Genomic DNA, 16,363 nt, shown 5'->3' on the forward strand with positions numbered 1-16,363 from the left:
TGCTTTCAAAAACCCTTTTATCAATAGGTGCAAATTTCTATATCGGAGCTTGGGCCGCACGGGAACATTGACAAAACTATCCAGATATTCTACATTAGACATACGCAATTGCGATAAGCCCTGAGGAGGATGTATGAACAGCGTCGTAGAGGATATATCGGCCACAAAAAAAAGAATTACCATTGAGGCCTCCGCCATAGAAATGGAGGGAGAGGTACAAAAGTCATTAAACGAGATAAAGGATAGGACGAGGATTCCCGGCTTCAGGCAGGGCAAGGCCCCCATGTCTTTGATTGAGAAACGATATAGAAAAGATGTGGAACATAATGTGCTTGAATCTCTGATACCGCAATACTATAAGGACGCCGTCAAAGCGGCAGACCTCACACCTCTTCTACCGCCGGTTATTGAATCCCAGGACTATAAGACCAAGGGGGCATTAAAGCTGGTATGCTCTGTTGAGGTACGCCCAAGGGTTGATAGCCTGGTTTACGCGGGACTGCCGGTTAATGAGATTAACGTCGTGGTTACTGACGAGGAAGTGCAGACCCATATGAACAGGCTCTCGATGTCAAAGGCCATCTATGTGCCTGTTGAAAGATCGGTGGAGATGGAAGACCTCGTCGTGCTTGACTATACCACAGGCACAGACCCGGAGCCGAGAAAAGACCAGTTTATCAAGGTAGGCTCTGAGGCCTATCCAGAGAGTTTCTATACCGCCATAATTGGAAAAAACAGGGGCGATACCGTAGAGGCGGAGGCCATTTTTCCTCCAGAACATCTCAACTCACAGTTCAGCGGGCAGACGGTGGCTTTTCATATCACGATAAAGGACATTAAGGCCGTACAGATGCCGCCCATAGACGATGAGTTTGCCAAGGACGTAGGGTTTGACAGCCTTGAGGATTTGCGCGCACATATCAGTAAAACCCTTGTTGAAATGAAAAGAGACAAGGCGGTGAAGGCCGAAAAAGGGGATATGATAAGAAAACTGGCCGACGCGTATCAATTCGACCTTCCTGAAACGGCGCTAAAACAGGAGATAGAAAGCATCGTAAGCCAGGCAAAGACCCTTGATGCGTACAAGAATACGCCCGATGATGAGATAAAGGCGAAGTTCCACGATGACGCGGTAAGAAGTGTAAAAATAATGGTGCTGCTCGATATAATAGGAGAAAAAGAGGACGTTAAGGCCACAGAGGATGATATGAAAGAAAGGCTTATATCTATGGCCTATGCCTCGTCTATGTCGCCGGAGGCCCTGCTGCAGTATTATAACACACAAGAGGGTGCCCTTGAGAGCCTTAGATATTCGGTATTCAGAGAGAAGGTGGTTGATGCGATATACTCTAAGGCGGTTGTAACAAAAAAGGAGGAGTTGCAATGACATTTATTCCCATGGTAATAGAGCAAACCGGCAGGACAGAACGCGCCTACGATATATACTCAAGACTGTTGAAAGACAGGATAGTGTTTCTGGGCACCGCCGTTGACGATAACGTTGCCAACAGTATAATAGCACAGATGCTGTTTCTGCAAACAGAAGACCCTGAAAAGGACATCCATCTGTATATAAACTCACCGGGTGGGCTTGTGACCTCCGGCCTTGCCATATACGATACAATGCAGTACGTGCGGTGCGATATAGCGACATACTGCACGGGACAGGCCGCAAGCATGGGGGCGCTGCTTCTGGCCGCCGGCGCACATGGAAAGAGATTTGCGCTGCCCAACTCAAGGATATTAATTCATCAGCCCATGGGAGGCTTCAGCGGCCAGGCCACAGACGTGGAAATCCACGCCAAAGAGATGCTGAAAATGAAAAACACGCTCAATAAAATACTCTCCCATCACACCGGACAGCATATGGACAAAATCCACGCAGACACCGACAGGGACTATTTCATGTCCGCAGAAGAGGCTAAACTCTATGGTCTGGTTGACGAGGTTATCGCCACAATAAAAACTGCCGATGATAAATAAAAAAACTCCGGCAATCGTGCTATAATATAAGCATAGGTATTGTGTCAGCACAGTGGACACAACGGCAGTAAATTGATGAGTATGGAGAGAAAACTAATGGCGAGAAAGAAAGATGAACAGTTGAAATGTTCATTCTGCGGCAAGCAACAGGGGGAAGTAAAGAAGTTAATAGCAGGCCCCTCAGTATACATTTGTGATGAGTGTGTTGATTTATGCAACGACATAATCGCCGAGGATATGAAAATGTCCTTCACACAAAAAGGGCACAGCGGCGTACCGGCACCTGTGAAAATACATGCCTTTTTAAAGGATTATGTAATAGGCCAGGAGCTGGCCAAAAAGATAATCTCAGTTGCCGTCCACAATCACTACAAACGAATATACAGGCAGAAAGAAACCGATGTCGAACTCCAAAAGAGCAATATACTGCTTGCCGGCCCCACAGGCACTGGCAAGACGCTTCTTGCCCAAACGCTTGCGAGATACCTCGACGTGCCGTTTACAATAGCCGACGCAACTACCCTTACAGAGGCCGGTTATGTTGGCGAAGATGTAGAGAATATAATACTAAAACTCCTTCAGTCGGCAAACTTCGATATTGAAAGGGCGCAAAAGGGAATAGTCTATATAGACGAAATAGACAAGATAAGCCGGAAGTCTGACAATCCATCAATAACACGCGATGTCTCAGGTGAGGGAGTTCAACAGGCCCTGTTGAAAATTATCGAAGGCACAATAGCCAATGTCCCCCCGCAAGGCGGCAGAAAACACCCCCATCAGGAGTACCTGCAGGTGGATACCACTAATATATTATTTATCTGCGGCGGGGCGTTTAACGGCCTTGATGAGATTATCGAACAGCGTATAGGTAAAAAAACCGTAGGCTTTGGGGCGGAACTGTATAGTAAGAAAAAGAAAGAGAAGATACTGACTCTGGTAAGCCCTGAGGACCTGACCAAATATGGGTTGATTCCTGAGCTGGTCGGCAGACTGCCCGTCATAGCCACCCTTGAGGCACTCAACGAAGATGCGCTCGTACAGATTCTCGTAGAGCCGAAAAACGCCTTGACTAAGCAGTACGAAAAACTCCTGCACTTCGACAACGTAAGGCTGAAATTTACAGATAACGCCCTGCGCGCTATCGCAAAGAAGGCAATCACCAGAAAGACCGGAGCGCGCGGCCTCAGATCAATCCTTGAAGAGGTCATGCTCGACGTGATGTACGAAATCCCTTCCCAAAATGGAATCAAGGAATGTATCATCAACGAGGAGACCATCGTTAATAACGTCAAACCGCTCCTTATCTACGAAAAACAAGTAGAATCAGCATAAGTAAAGGGGGAGGGGCTACCCCCCTTCCCCTCTTTGTTTATAACCCACTTATACGCTTCCTCAACTGTAGTTCCTCAAATAAGGATATGAATTACTAAATAGGAATGAAATCTCCTGCGTCATCCTCCCAAATGCCCGTAAACTCAACAGATAGTTTCTGGCACGATGTTTGCAACGATACATAGTGCAATAAGACAGGATGTGAAAGTGCGAAGCGAGCGTAAAATATACAAATAATTTAAAAGGAGGTGTGACGGATGAAGAAAATTTTTGCGATGGTATTTTGTTTGGCAATGTTGGTGTCTTTCAGTGCCGTGTCGTTTGCGGCCGATACCGCTCCTGCAGCGGGAGCACCCGCGGTAGAAGCCCCCAAGACTGATGACGCAACTACGGTGAAGAAGGCCAAAAAAGCCAAGAAGAAGAAAAAGGCCAAAAAAGCCAAGAAAGCCGCTGAGGAAGCGCCAGCACCTGCGCCAGCCCAGTAGCCGTAATAAATAAACTAACGAACTAAAGGAGAAGACATGAAGAAACTGATGACCGTTTTAGTAGCAGCGCTGTTCGCATTATCAATGACGAGCGCGGTATTTGCAGAAGATAAGGCACCTGCTGCATCCGCATCCCCTTCCCCTGCCCCTAAGGCAGCCGAGAAGAAAGATGAGAAGAAGGCACCAGAGCATAAGGCAGCCGAGAAGAAGGACGAGAAGAAGGACGAGAAGAAAGACGAAAAGAAGGACGAGAAGAAATAACTCTCTCTCATTGTTACGCATAGAAAGGCAAGGGTTTATTAATCCTTGCCTTTTCTTATTTTCCTCTAACTCCGCTCAACACGTCCTCATCTTAGGCTCATAACATCTTAGGCGGTATTTCTATTAATGCCGCCAATAGTATAATATATCGTAGTAACGCTCAAATAAACATTAAGGAGAATGCAAATGAAAAACGTGGAAATGGCTCTTGAAGGGAATATCTTAACAATAAAAGTAGATATCTCCAAGGAATTCGGACTGTCGTCGTCAGGTAAAACCATAATTATCGCCTCTACTGAAGGAAACCAGTCTGTCACCGGGGCAGAGACGATAAAGGTCGGCCTTAACGTTTATAAAAAGAAATAGGCACCCCATACCAAGCCGCAACAACCCCCACTGAGAATCTGTCATTGCTGGAAAGCTGGTATCTCCTCTCTCATGTATATTGTCAGAGGGGTACTGTTACAGCAGCCCTGCGTGTCTCAATGCCTCTGCTATGCCTAAATCCTTAACGGCTGCTTCTCTTAACGCATGGATTATTTTAACTTCCTGCTTATCTTCCTTTAACCTTGAGAGCATTTCCTCTGATAGCCGTTCTAAAGTCAGCAGCCGTTGGCCGTACTCATCGCTTTTTCTAATAACAGGCGCAAGGGCGGTGCGTCTGTCCCATATTACCGTCGTCATCAGAACCCCCATGCCTCCAAACAGGATGCCAAAACCCCATAGCATGAACGTCATCATCTGGTCGAATCTCTTGTCCATATCTGATTTCAAAGTATCTATCCTTTTATCTACCCTTTTTTCAAGGTCATCCATTTTTTTCTCAAGTCCATCCATTCTTTTCTCTATAGAGTCCATCCTTTTCTCAATGGCGTCCATTCTTACGTCAAGCCTTATTAACCGGTCTCTGTCGTCAAGCGTGAAAGGGGTTTCCCTTACGCCGGAGGCCGCCATAGCCGCCGTGGAGAAAAACATTAATAGTACCAATGACGCTATAACTCCTTTCATAGATATATTATATCAATAAGACGGCAGACATTTCAACAAATGACACATCCGTCGGCATGGAAACGGCAGTTACGTTTTACTTTGATGGTGGATTTAGGTTATGCTATACCCCATACGATTAACGTGTTGAGTTTGCATTTAATATGCTTAGGGAATTATTCATAAAAAAATTCGCGGTCATAGACGAACTAAGGGTGGAACTCCATGAGGGTCTTAATGTGTTAACAGGGGAGACCGGGGCGGGAAAGTCCATAGTCGTTGACGCGCTAGGGCTTATTCTTGGACAGCGTGGGCAGTCTAATTTTATTAAAACGGGCGCAAAGGAGACAACGGTAGAGGCGATATTTGATGCTGTGGGCAATACTACCGCCGAAGACCTTGGAATAGATGTCTCAGGTGAGTTAATCATCCGGCGTATTGTGTCCTCCACGGGGAAAAATCGCTCCTTCGTCAATGATTCCTCTGTGGGGATTGCGACCCTCGCTGAAATCGGGGCAACCCTCGTGGATATACACAGCCAGCACGAAAACCAGAGCCTGATGTCAAAGGCCAAACAGATGCGCTTGCTCGATTCATTTGGCAAAATAGAGAACGCGGTGAAGGAATATTCAACAACACTGGCCAGATACCGCGCCTTGTCAGACGAAAAAACACGCCTCACACAAAACATTAAAGACAGGGACAAGCGCATTGAAATGCTTCGATTTCAGATAGACGAGATAGAAGCGGCTGGTCTTGATGTAAAAGAAGCAGAGGCGCTGGCAAAAGAGCGAACCGTGCTTGCCAACCTCACCACGCTGAAAGAGTTAAGCGAGAGCGCCTACGAGGTTATGCACAAAAGAGACGGGGCGATAGAAGACCAAACCGCGGTTGTCGTGGATGCCCTCCAGAGGCTGGCGAAGATAGACGAAAGCGCGGCGGAAATTCTCACAATGGCAAAGGAAATGCAATCCTATGTCAAAGAACTCTCAGTAATGCTTCGCCGCTATAAGGACAACATAGACTTTGTACCAGAGCGTCTTGATACCATTGAGACACGCCTTGAGACGATAAGAAAACTGGAAAGAAAATACGGTGATACAGTGCAGGGCATATTGGACTACAGAGACAGCGCCGCAGTGCAGTTTGATGAGCTGACGGCGATAAACGAAAAACTTGATACAACTGAAGAGGAAATAGCATCAGCGAAAAAACACCTTGAGGCCGCGGCCAGGCAAATCTCAAAGCAGAGGGCCGAAACGGCCAGACGCCTTGAGGCAGAGATAGCCGCGACACTGAAAGACCTCGCCCTGCCAAAGGCGCGCTTTGAGATATGCCTTACACTAAACAGAAACGAGGACGGCTCAATGGTGTTTTTCGGCGATGGGGCTGATTCGGTAGAGTTTTTGTTTACGGCCAACCCCGGCGAACCTCTGAGGCCATTGCAAAAGATAGCCTCCGGGGGTGAACTATCGAGGGTGATGCTTGCCTTAAAGAGTGCCTTTGCCGAATATGACGACATACCGGTGCTGGTGTTTGACGAGGTTGACGCCGGAATCGGGGGCGAGACGGCAGAGCGTGTAGCCGACAAATTAAAGGAATTATCGAAAAGACGCCAGGTATTATGTGTCACGCACCTTCCTCAGATAGCCTCAAGGGCAGACAGCCACATAAGGATACGCAAACACATAGCCGAAGACGCGGTAGCAATAACAGTAGATGCCCTGTATGGGCAGGACAGGCAGGTGGAGCTTGCGCGAATGTTAAGCGGCAGCATAACCGAAATATCGCTGGAGCACGCCCGTCAACTTCTAAAGAAAGGTGGAGAGGGTTGATGAAAGGAAAGATCGAGATAAACAGGGAACTGTGCAAGGGCTGTACGTTTTGTATAACGGCGTGTCCTAAGAAGATAATCAGATTGAGCGCAGGGTTTAACAACTCCGGATACATTCCCGCGGTTGTAGATGAGATGGAGCAGTGTACGGGCTGTGCAATGTGCGCCGAGATGTGCCCGGAGGTAGCCATAGAGGTATGGCTGGAAGAGTAAAGTGGTGCCATCCTACCGAACCAAAAAAATCACGGCGACTATCGTACCGGTAACCAGGACAATACGGCGCAGTGTTAATGGCTTAATCCACCCTGCCAACCGTCCGCCCATAACCCCTCCCGCAAGGGCGCATACGGCCATAACAGCGGCGGCAGACCAGACGACCTTCCCTGAAAACAGGAAAAAGATTGCGGCCGCAATATTAATGCTGAACGAAATCGCCTGTTTTAGGGCATTGAGACGGGTAAACGACTCTTCCACCACAAGTCCAAGCACGGCAAGCACGATAACGCTGAGGCCGGCACCGAAATAGCCCCCGTAAATGGCAGCGGGAATGATCGGCAGTATTGACCATCCCTTGTGCAGGACTGCCCCGCCGTGGCGGCCAGCGCGGCTCATCACCCACGCACGCATCCTGTCCTGAAATGCCAGCAACACCACGGCCATAAGAATAAGAAACGGCACGAGCCTTCGAAACACCTGATCATTAGTATTCAAAAGCAGCACACCACCACCTATGCCGCCAATAAGGCTTACTGGCAGCAATAACCACAGCCTTGACCACTGGCCCCGCAGTTCTTTCATCTGTGCGAACGTAGCGCCGAGATAACCGGGGCAAAGGGCAATCGTATTCGTTACATTGGCCGCAACGGCAGGGACACCGACGGCAGTAAGTATGGGGAATGTGATAAGCGTTCCCCCGCCGGCAAGTGCATTTACCGCACCTCCCAATATTGCCCCCAATCCTACGACGAGTAAATCAACCCCACTCATAACTGGCCTCCAATCCTCTGCTATCCACCTGATTTCTTAATTATATTGGTGAGGTGCGCGCGCCATCTAAAAGGTACTGCCCTTTTCTGACATCTCGCATTTTTCTGTTGTGTTAGCAGGCTGAACGCCTGATAAATCTGTTCCCGATATGTCCCTGTCTTTAGAGGAAGAAACAGCAGAATCATCAACAGCCGATATGTTTAGCTCCTGCCCCTTTGTCGGCGTTGCCACAGCCAGTCGGGGGTTGGTCTGGGGGTTGGTCTGGGGGTTGGTCTGGGGGTTGGCTACTTCCCCGCCTGGCGTATCTGGTTGCACTTCTATTCGACTTTCGGATAGATTTGCGGGTTTATTATCGCCGGAGGGTGCGCCGGTGTCTTTAACTTTTTCGATGGCCGTCTTTAGAGACTTAAGCGAGGCCGTCACATGTTTCATTTTCACGATGGCCTTAGACATGTCATCTATTTTAGTCAATTCCGGCTTATGTCTTGTTGAAGGCTGAGGCTGACTGGGGATACTAGCCTCGGCAACCGACATCTTAATAAAGTTCATTGATTCTTTTATTTTGATGGAGGGCTTTAGGGCTGGCTTCTTTGAACCTGACGATTTCAGGGCAGACCCTTTCTCAAGCGTGGCAGGCGTCTGTTCGGGCGTCCGTAGTTTGTCAGACAGCGGGGTGTTTCTAAGCATCCGGTTGTCAACTCTGTCAACAGAACGTGTCGCGGAAGTATTACTTCCCTTCGTGAAACTAAACAGCCTGGTCGAATACACTATTACAACCAAAAAGGCCAGAAAAACGAGCACATAAACTAAAGGCCGCGTGTAACCAGGCTTATGTTTCTCCAGGGAGGTGAAGGCATACGGCCTTCTGATTAAATCCGCCGCTGCCTCTGCCGCGCCGGTATTAACCCTTATGTGATTGCTGTGACCAACAACACTTGAAGCAAGCCCCTCCTCCTGAAAAATCCTTAAACCCTCTGCGCTATCCACAGACATGGATTCCAAATAGACGCGAATATACCCTTTGGTATAGACTTCGCAGGGCAACGACTGAAAGTCCTCGTCTTCCAGCGCCTTCAAATAAGACAACTTCACCATTGTCGTCGCAGAGACATCCTCTAACGACAAATTCGCCTTCTGACGGCACTTTTTGAGATAGTCTCCTATCACCACACCAACCCACCTATATTATGAATATTTTATATAATAAAGTCAAATTATTTTTTTTAGGTTGTCACAGCAAAGTAGAAATGCCCGTTGAGCCGATTATTTATGAGGGTTGTCTCGTCGTAAATGATATGAGTCAGATGAGGCACCCACGTTTTTGTGGGCACCTCATCCCGTTTTAACGCGGACCTGCTATGTTCCAGTTAGTATCGGAAACCGTATTCAGCAATTTTAAGCTTTTTATTGTCGTGCCATTCATAAACCAGACAACGTTGTAGCCGTATATCTGGTGTCTCCAGAGTATGTCCGGTTTGCCGTCGCCATCGAAATCGGCTATACTCACGATTTGCCAGTTGGCGTCCGCAACCGTCAGGTCTGGCAGCAAGCCATACGCGGTTACCGTTGTCCCGCTCATATACCAGTAGACGATGTAGCCGTAGGTTTGGTGTCTCCATAGTATGGTCGTTGAGTTGTCGCCCTTGAAGTCTCCCATGCCGGCTATAACCCAGTTTGTATCCGTAACCGATGTTAATAACGCGTAAGTTTGCAAAGAGGTGCCGTTCATGTGCCATACGACATTTGCGCCGTTAGAGGTATTTCTCCACAGGATATCGGTGTTGCCTGTACCGCTGAAATTCCCTGTCCCCACAATCGTCCATGTCGTGTCTGTTACAGAAGGCAGTAACTCTGCCGATGTCACAGATGCTCCGGCCATGTGCCAGACAACGTTGTAGCCGTAGATCTGGTGTCTCCATAGTATGTCAGTCGCAGCGCCGCCTCCAAAATTCCCCACACCGACTATTTGCCAATTGACATCGGAAACAGCCGGTAAAAACGACCCCTGAGGTGAGTCAGTACTGGCGTTGTCCCATACGACGTTTACTCCTGTGGAGTAATTCCTCCAAAGTATGTCTGCCCTGCCGTCTCCAAAGAGGTCGCCCTTAGTTGGTGTGGGCGTTGGAGTTGGTGTGGGCGTTGGGGTTGGTGTGGGTGTCGGGGTTGGTGTCGGTGTAGGCGTTGGTGTGGGTGTCGGGGTTGGTGTCGGTGTAGGCGTTGGTGTGGGTGTGGGTGTGGCACCCGTGCCGCTTAATGTTATATTCGTCGTGGCCGCGTTAGAGGTAATTTGCATAGTGGTTGATTTCGCGCCACTGGAGGTGGGCGAAAACGTGACATTTACCGCACAGCTGCCGCCGGGAGAAATTGAGGGCGCAAGGCTTGAACATGTGCCGACTGAGATTGTAAACATCCCTGTGTCACCCCCTGTGTTCGCTATTGAGGTGATGTTAAGGTAAACGCCGCCGGGATTGTATATCGTAAACCCGGTAGACTGGGACACACTACCTGCCTGCACAGTACCAAAATCAAATGTTGTGGGCGATACAGAGATGAAAACGCCACCACCACCGCCGCCGCCACCGCCACCGCCACCGCCGCCGCCACTGCTGGTAGCGGTAAAGTTATTTCCAGGAGAGTCAGAGCCGCTTAACGCCACGCTCTTGCTTGATGGAGAGATCGTATAGCCGCTCAGGCTTGGCGTTAAAGTATAGCTTCCGTCAGAAAGTCCCGTGAAACCATACATGCCGTTGCTGCCAGTGGTTATTGTGGCACTGGAAGCCCCGGAGAGGGTTACCGTTACCCCTCTTGCTCCTATAGCGTTTTTGTAAATTGTCCCGGATATAGCAGAGGTGGTTGTTGTGGCAGTCGCCGCCGTAAAATTCTGCGTAACAGCAGAGTCGCTCAATGTAACACTGCCGCTTGTCGGGTTGAAGGCATAGCCGCTCTTGTTGGGCGTTACAGTATAGTTTCCATTGGGAAGCCCTGTAAAATAATACATACCATAGCCGTCGGTGGTTGTTGCGGCGCTGCCATCTCCGGAGAGGATTACCAATACCCCACTTACTCCGGATGCCTCCAACTGATAACCGGTTGTAATTGCCCCTGATATTGAGCTTGAGGACTGTGTGGCGGTTGTTGTTGCTGTAAAGTTATTCATGGTAGAGGCAGATCCGCTTAACGTCACGCTGATGTACGACGGGGAGAATGTATAGCCACCGCTACTTGGCGTTACAGCATAGTTGCCGTCAGCAAGCCCTGTAAAAGTATAATTGCCGCTACTGTCGGTAGTAGTTGTGGTGCCGGAATCTCCAGAAAGGATCACCGTTATCCCGCTTAATCCATATGCCTCCAACTGATAACCGCTTGTAATTGTTCCTGATATTGAGCCTGAGGACGGTGTGGCGATTGTTGCTATAAAGTTAATCCCTGTTAAGTCTGACCCGCTTATTGTCACGCGATAAATTGATGTGGCAAATACTGTACTACCGCTCATTGTATTGAACGTAAAGCCGTTCTTAGCGGGCGTTATAGAATAGTCCCCGTCGGAAAGTCCTGTAAAGGTATACGAACCGTTGCTATCGGTAGTAGTTGTGGCGGTGCTGGCCCCGGAGAGGGTTAGCGTTACCCCGCTTACACCATTATCCTCCAACAACGTACCGGTTGCGATTGTCCCTGATATAGAGGACGCTGCTGCAAAAGAGCAAGTCAGCATCAGTGCAACAAATAATGTGGCCACTTTGACCAGTGTCAATAACTTCCAGCTTCCAAACATGTTATTCCATCCCCCCGCATAGTATGATCTCATCGCATCGCCTCCTCCATCATGCCCGCGAGTAGTGTAACACAACTACTATGAAAAATAATAATACATATCCACTTTTTTGGCAAGCCCTGCGATTATTTATTCATCATATCGAGGAACTCTTTGTTGGCCTTCGTGTTTTTTAGTTTGGCAAGCAGAAACTCCATGCTCTCAACACTGCTTAGCGGATTCAGCACCTTCCTAAGCACCCACATCTTGTTGAGGACTTCCTTGCTTACCAGTAGCTCTTCTTTTCTCGTGCCAGAGGTGTTGATGTCTATGCTTGGGAATATCCTCTTGTCAACGAGTTTTCTGTCAAGGTGGAGTTCCATGTTGCCAGTGCCCTTGAACTCCTCAAAGATGACGTCGTCCATACGGCTTCCCGTGTCAACCAGGGCAGTGGCTATGATTGTCAGGCTGCCGCCGTTTTCTATGTTTCTCGCCGTACCGAAAAAACGTTTCGGTTTCTGAAGCGCATTGGCGTCAAGTCCACCGGAGAGCACCTTGCCGCTTGCCGGAATGACCGCGTTATATGCCCTCGCAAGGCGGGTGATACTGTCAAGCAAGATGACGACATCTTTTTTGCACTCTACCTGCCTTTTTGCCCTGTTGATGACCATCTCGGCCACCTGGCAGTGCCTGTGGGGCGGTTCGTCGAAGGTTGAGCCTATGATTTCAGCCTGTTGAACCTGCCTTTTCCAGTCGGTGACTTCCTCCGGGCGTTCGTCAATGAGCAGGATTATCAGGTGTACTTCCTTGTGATTTGCCCTTATTGACTTGGCGATGGACTGTAACAGCATTGTCTTGCCTGTCCTGGGGGCGGCCACAATCAGTCCCCTTTGGCCCTTGCCGATTGGGGCGATTAACTCCATGACACGTGTGGAGTAATCGGTAACGTCATACTCTAAATGGAGCCTCTCTGTGGGGTAGTATGGCGTCAGATTGTCAAACAGAGGGCGGGTGATGTTTTGCTCTGGTGCCTGATGGTTTATAGCCTCCACCTTCAGAAGGGCAAAATATCTCTCGTTTTCCTTTGGAGGGCGCACCTGCCCGGAGACAAGCTCACCGGTACGCAGGTTAAACCTCCTTATCTGTGAAGGCGAGACATAGATGTCATCAGGGCCGGGCAGGTAGCTGTAGTCCGGTGAACGTAGGAACCCAAACCCGTCAGAGAGAATCTCAAGTACTCCTTCGGCAAACAAATTGCCGGTTTTCTCAGCCTGAGCCTGAAGTATTGCAAATATCAGTTCCTGTTTCCTCATGCTTGAGGCACCCTCGACATTCAGCTCTTCGGCGACAACCGTTAACTCCTCAATATTACCTTCCTGTAACTCGGCTATTGCGATATTGCTCATTGGCGGACTCCTTTTTCCTTGCAGTTAAAACTTATTCCCCTGCAGTGTTTAGAGATTAATATTTATTGTCTTAAAGCAGTCTGATTGTACACCCACTCTTCCGATGGTATACCCACTTTGTGGATAGCGCCCTTGCTATGATTATTTACCCGAGCCTTCAACGAATCCTGATAGCAAAGCTTATGCACGCTGTTGATATGTACACACACTCTTATGTATGAGCATACACAAAAAAAAAATATTTGTCAATATTATTTTTTACAGGAGTTCCCCCGAAAAATCAGGGGGCGGTTAGTCGGGGAAGAGGGGTAGTTGGTTAGCCCTGTTGGCGGCGGTAATGACAATCCTGCATGGATGACGTTTAAAAATAGCTGTTAACCAATCGGCAATAGCGTAATAGTGGAAGTCGGGTATTCCGAATACACGTTTTAGCGGCATTTAAGGACTTCGCTCATTTCCACGCGGCAGCGATAGGGGTTTTATAATGCGTTATTTAATGAAAAATTTAAACATTACACCCATAGCGGCGACCAGTATGCCGATTTGTGATGCCCAAAAGGCCAACATCCATTTTATGGAATCTACTTTTGATTTCTCTATTTCGGATTTCAGTTCAAATCTCAATTTATCAAGGTCGTCTTTGGTGGCCATTTCCTGGCGGACGGCCTTAATGTCGTCTTTGGTCGCCATGTCCTTTATATCAGACTTAGTAGCTAAATCATTACGAGTATTAAGGCTTACTTCGCTGAATACGGCAAGAAGCGCATCACCCCCCGCATCAACCCCGTCGTCACCAAGTCTCTCTCTTAACACTCTTGGTATCGTCATCACACTCATAGTTTCATTATACAAGCGGCAAGGGGAATTGTCAATGATATAGGTACCCCCTTGATTCACTATAATATTGGCGCGAAGGAGATATCCTATTGCACAGAGAGCCACCGCCAGTTGCTTTTAGAGTAGCCATTTTTGTATATTAGGCGTGGATAATGTACTGTTATATCAGGCATAGCGCATTTCACACATCTTAAGGAGCCGCTTAACTGAAGACATTTGCAAGACTATTACAGAAGAAATCAATAGGGTCCCTGCAGAAAGAGGCGTTTTCTGATGGCGGCAAAGAGGGCTGTCTTAAGCGCACGCTTGGCCCTATGGATCTCACGGCCATTGGCGTGGGGGCAATAGTCGGGGCGGGGATTTTCATCCTGACCGGACATGCCGCGGCAACTTATGCCGGGCCGGCGATTGTGCTGTCTTTCCTTCTGGCCTTTGTCGCCTGCGGGTTTGCGGGGCTGTGTTATGCCGAACTGGCCTCGATGATTCCCATATCCGGAAGCGCCTATGTCTATGCCTACGCGGCATTGGGTGAGATAATAGCGTGGGTAATCGGCTGGGACTTGATTCTGGAGTATTTCCTTGGGGCCTCAACTGTGGCTATTGGATGGTCTGGCTATGTGGTTAGTTTCCTTGGTGATATAGGTATCCGCATACCTAAGTATCTCTGCGGGCCTCCATTTACATATGATTCCGCCGTCCATAAATGGGTCGTAACAGGAGACGCCTTAAACGTCCCTGCCCTTTTTATCATAATCGCCATGTCCGTAGTGCTTGTTCTGGGGATAAGGTTTTCCTCATGGGTCAACTCCACGATAGTAGTAATAAAGGTATTGATACTGGTTATATTTATCACCGTGGGGGCGTTTTTTATGAATCCGGCTTTTCTTACTCCGTTTATACCGCCCAACACGGGTGAGTTTGGTTCTTTCGGATTAAGCGGGATACTGCGCGGGGCGGGTGTGGGGTTTTTCGCGTATATCGGATTTGACACGGTATCAACGGCTGCCTCTGAGGCGAAAAATCCTCAGCGGGATTTGCCCATAGGGATACTTGGCAGCCTTATCATTTGCACAGTCCTCTATGTGGGCGTCTCACTGGTGTTAACGTCGGTGGTACACTACACAGACCTGCAGGTGCCGGCCCCTATAGCGGTTGCGGTAGATGTGATGAAGCTCCATTTCCTTTCGCCGTTTGTTAAAATCGGCGCGATAGCAGGGTTATCGTCCGTGATACTTGTGCTGTTGATGGGCCAGTCGAGGATATTTTATTCAATGTCGAGGGATTCGCTAATACCTAAGATTTTCTCCAAAGTCCACAAGAGATTCAAAACCCCGCATATAGCGACCATTATAACGGGGCTTTTTGGGTGTGTGGCGTCGTCGCTGCTGCCGATTCAGATAGCCGGAGAGCTGGTGAGCATAGGGACGCTTCTTGCCTTTTTGATAGTCTGCGCGGGGGTACTGATTCTAAGATACACACAGCCGCAAATACGCAGGAAATTCAAGGCCCCCGGAGGTATTGCTGTCCCCATAGGCGGGATACTCTTTTGTCTTTATCTCATGTCAGGACTTCCGCTTGACACGTGGATGAGGCTTATAGTGTGGCTAATAATCGGCCTTGTTATCTATTTTACCTATTCCATTAAGAGAACCTGGAGGGCAAACTGGCAATGATAGACTTGTTGAAACAATTTATAGAAATCGTCATGCACCTCGACAAGCACCTTGGCGCAATAGCAAACAGCTACGGCATGTGGACATACGCCTTGCTTGCGGGGATAGTATTTTGTGAGACAGGGCTTGTTGTAACGCCATTTTTACCCGGAGATTCACTCCTGTTTGCGGCGGGAACGATTTCGGCCATCAGCACGCTTAAGCTCCATTGGCTGATAATAGGACTTTCTCTGGCCGCGGTAATCGGCGACAACGTGAACTACTGGGTGGGGCGCTATATCGGCCCGAAGGTATTTCAATACGAGAACTCCCGTCTGCTGAACAAGGAATATCTGGAGCGTACGAGAAAGTTTTACGATAAATACGGCGCAAAGGCGGTCGTCTTAGCCCGTTTTGCACCGATTATAAGGACATTTGCCCCGTTTGTAGCCGGCATCGGCAAGATGAACTACCGGCGCTTTATAGTCTATAGCATTCTCGGCAGCCTATGCTGGGTAGGCATATTCTTATCAGGCGGATATTTTTTCGGCAACATCCCAATAGTCAAAAACAACTTTACGGTAGTCATATTCGCTATAATAATAATATCCTTACTGCCAGCCGCCGTCGGGTACCTCAGGCATAGGAACGAGAAGAAATAACACAGTTTGTACTTCAGCCACTTCAACAAAGTATGGCGTCTTTGATATTTACCGGTTTCATCAATGGTTTATGCCGAAATTCAATGCCTGTTCTAAAAACAAGTTGCGTTCATAAAAGTAACTATACTTTTTCAGTAAGCGTCAAGAAAACCCCATCTTTACAGTGGGGGTAGCAGATGTCATAAT

Annotated in this window: 16 protein-coding genes; 10 read left to right on the forward strand and 6 right to left on the reverse strand. The window is 48.4% G+C overall.

The annotated features are described in order from the left end of the window. The first annotated feature begins 133 nt into the window (after window positions 1–133). The 6 genes from tig (at window position 134) to AB7D94_RS11905 (ending at window position 4,427) form a co-directional block, all read left to right on the forward strand. Entirely contained in the window at window positions 134–1,387 is a 1,254-nt protein-coding gene (gene tig / locus AB7D94_RS11880; protein ID WP_420266100.1) for a trigger factor, read from the forward strand. After that, window positions 1,384–1,983, forward strand: coding sequence for an ATP-dependent Clp endopeptidase proteolytic subunit ClpP (gene clpP / locus AB7D94_RS11885; RefSeq protein WP_420266101.1), 600 nt, complete (start codon window positions 1,384–1,386; stop codon window positions 1,981–1,983). The genes tig and clpP overlap by 4 nt, the downstream gene beginning before the upstream one ends. Before the next feature lie 96 nt (window positions 1,984–2,079). Beyond that, a complete protein-coding gene (gene clpX, locus AB7D94_RS11890; protein WP_420266102.1) occupies window positions 2,080–3,315 on the forward strand; it encodes an ATP-dependent Clp protease ATP-binding subunit ClpX in 1,236 nt (411 codons plus the stop codon). 257 nt (window positions 3,316–3,572) lie between these two features. Continuing rightward, entirely contained in the window at window positions 3,573–3,800 is a 228-nt protein-coding gene (locus tag AB7D94_RS11895; RefSeq protein WP_420266103.1) for a hypothetical protein, read from the forward strand. Between the two features lie 36 nt (window positions 3,801–3,836). Further along, window positions 3,837–4,061, forward strand: a complete 225-nt coding sequence (locus AB7D94_RS11900) for a hypothetical protein (RefSeq protein ID WP_420266104.1) — start codon at window positions 3,837–3,839, stop codon at window positions 4,059–4,061. 186 nt (window positions 4,062–4,247) lie between these two features. Then, complete coding sequence (locus tag AB7D94_RS11905) at window positions 4,248–4,427, forward strand: hypothetical protein (RefSeq protein WP_420266105.1); 180 nt, start codon at window positions 4,248–4,250, stop codon at window positions 4,425–4,427. Between the two features lie 96 nt (window positions 4,428–4,523). Here the strand turns inward: AB7D94_RS11905 and AB7D94_RS11910 are convergent, their stop codons facing one another. After that, window positions 4,524–5,069, reverse strand: coding sequence for a coiled-coil domain-containing protein (locus AB7D94_RS11910; protein ID WP_420266106.1), 546 nt, complete (start codon window positions 5,067–5,069; stop codon window positions 4,524–4,526). A 143-nt stretch (window positions 5,070–5,212) separates the two neighbouring features. Between AB7D94_RS11910 and recN the strand changes: the two genes are divergently transcribed. Together recN and AB7D94_RS11920 are read left to right on the forward strand one after the other, a co-directional pair. Next, window positions 5,213–6,883 carry a DNA repair protein RecN gene (gene recN / locus AB7D94_RS11915; protein WP_420266107.1) on the forward strand — a complete coding sequence of 557 codons (1,671 nt, stop codon included), beginning with the start codon at window positions 5,213–5,215 and terminating at the stop codon, window positions 6,881–6,883. Next, window positions 6,883–7,095: a 4Fe-4S dicluster domain-containing protein gene (locus tag AB7D94_RS11920; RefSeq protein ID WP_420266108.1), complete on the forward strand. Its 213-nt coding sequence runs from the start codon at window positions 6,883–6,885 to the stop codon at window positions 7,093–7,095. Before recN ends, AB7D94_RS11920 begins: the two co-directional genes overlap by 1 nt. A 12-nt stretch (window positions 7,096–7,107) precedes the next feature. Here the strand turns inward: AB7D94_RS11920 and AB7D94_RS11925 are convergent, their stop codons facing one another. The 5 genes from AB7D94_RS11925 to AB7D94_RS11945 form a co-directional block, all read right to left on the reverse strand. Next, window positions 7,108–7,869 carry a sulfite exporter TauE/SafE family protein gene (locus AB7D94_RS11925; protein ID WP_420266109.1) on the reverse strand — a complete coding sequence of 254 codons (762 nt, stop codon included), beginning with the start codon at window positions 7,867–7,869 and terminating at the stop codon, window positions 7,108–7,110. Between the two features lie 66 nt (window positions 7,870–7,935). Continuing rightward, window positions 7,936–9,039 (reverse strand): helix-turn-helix domain-containing protein, encoded by a 1,104-nt coding sequence (locus tag AB7D94_RS11930; protein ID WP_420266110.1) that lies wholly within the window; start codon window positions 9,037–9,039, stop codon window positions 7,936–7,938. Between the two features lie 172 nt (window positions 9,040–9,211). Then, window positions 9,212–11,674, reverse strand: a complete 2,463-nt coding sequence (locus AB7D94_RS11935) for an SdrD B-like domain-containing protein (RefSeq protein ID WP_420266111.1) — start codon at window positions 11,672–11,674, stop codon at window positions 9,212–9,214. A gap of 92 nt (window positions 11,675–11,766) precedes the next feature. Next, window positions 11,767–13,017 (reverse strand): transcription termination factor Rho, encoded by a 1,251-nt coding sequence (gene rho, locus AB7D94_RS11940; RefSeq protein ID WP_420266115.1) that lies wholly within the window; start codon window positions 13,015–13,017, stop codon window positions 11,767–11,769. A 498-nt stretch (window positions 13,018–13,515) separates the two neighbouring features. Next, window positions 13,516–13,854, reverse strand: a complete 339-nt coding sequence (locus AB7D94_RS11945; RefSeq protein WP_420266112.1) for a hypothetical protein — start codon at window positions 13,852–13,854, stop codon at window positions 13,516–13,518. Window positions 13,855–14,177: 323 nt separating this feature from the next. On the opposite strand from AB7D94_RS11945, the gene AB7D94_RS11950 reads away from it, so the two are divergent. Together AB7D94_RS11950 and AB7D94_RS11955 are read left to right on the forward strand one after the other, a co-directional pair. Next, window positions 14,178–15,536: an APC family permease gene (locus AB7D94_RS11950; RefSeq protein WP_420266113.1), complete on the forward strand. Its 1,359-nt coding sequence runs from the start codon at window positions 14,178–14,180 to the stop codon at window positions 15,534–15,536. After that, complete coding sequence (locus AB7D94_RS11955) at window positions 15,533–16,177, forward strand: DedA family protein (RefSeq protein ID WP_420266114.1); 645 nt, start codon at window positions 15,533–15,535, stop codon at window positions 16,175–16,177. Before AB7D94_RS11950 ends, AB7D94_RS11955 begins: the two co-directional genes overlap by 4 nt. The last annotated feature ends 186 nt before the right edge of the window (window positions 16,178–16,363 follow it).

The sequence above is a fragment of the Candidatus Magnetominusculus dajiuhuensis genome (genome assembly GCF_046044395.1).
In the GTDB taxonomy this organism is placed as follows: Bacteria; Nitrospirota; Thermodesulfovibrionia; order Thermodesulfovibrionales; family Magnetobacteriaceae; genus Magnetominusculus; species Magnetominusculus dajiuhuensis.